Below are 603 nucleotides of genomic sequence, written 5' to 3'. Positions count from 1 at the left end.
CATATTTGGTGCAGGTCGGGGTCTGCGATGTACCTCGGCCTGTCAGCGGTTTCGCCATGGGTTGTTCAGGAGCCAGTTCCGCAGCATTTCTTGAACTTTCTTCCCGATCCACACGGGCAGGGATCATTTCGGCCGGTCCGGACCAAGGAGCGCAGGTCGGCGGAGACACTTTTCTTTTCTTGTTCGGACAAGCGCCAATAGGCGGCAATTGCCAGAACGGTGTCGGGAAGGGCCTCAATTGCGTCGTCGACTGCCTGTTCTTTCTCCTCGGGTTCATCGGGCAGATTTTCGGGATCACAGAGCATCATGATGGGAACCAGCAGCATCCCCGCTTCAGACTTGAGCATCTTCGTCCAGTGACGCTGGCGCAACGCGAAGGACTCGACAAAGCCGTCAGCCCAGTCCCAGGCGATGACTGTGTCGCCTGATTGCCAAAAAATAGGTTCGACGATCTCGTTGTCGATTTGCCGGACGATCTCGTCGTAACGGCCCAAAATGGCCCCAAGGACAGCCTGGGCTTGGCTCTCATCATCAAACTGAGGCGCGGTCTCGCCCCAGATAACCGGCAACCACTCGTCGGGCGGGATTGCCTCCGGCCCGACG

1 protein-coding gene is annotated in these 603 nt (G+C 58.2%); it reads right to left on the bottom strand.

What is annotated here, in order from left to right; translation table 11 throughout:
- Positions 1 to 65: 65 nt before the first annotated feature.
- The coding region (locus tag PY650_RS36675; protein ID WP_285885003.1) for a UPF0149 family protein at positions 66 to 603 on the bottom strand (538 nt) is incomplete at its 5' end.

This window comes from Martinezella calliandrae, from assembly GCF_030272695.1.
In the GTDB taxonomy this organism is placed as follows: domain Bacteria; phylum Pseudomonadota; class Alphaproteobacteria; order Rhizobiales; family Rhizobiaceae; genus Rhizobium; species Rhizobium calliandrae.
This window is presented reverse-complemented; position numbering and strand designations above follow the sequence as displayed.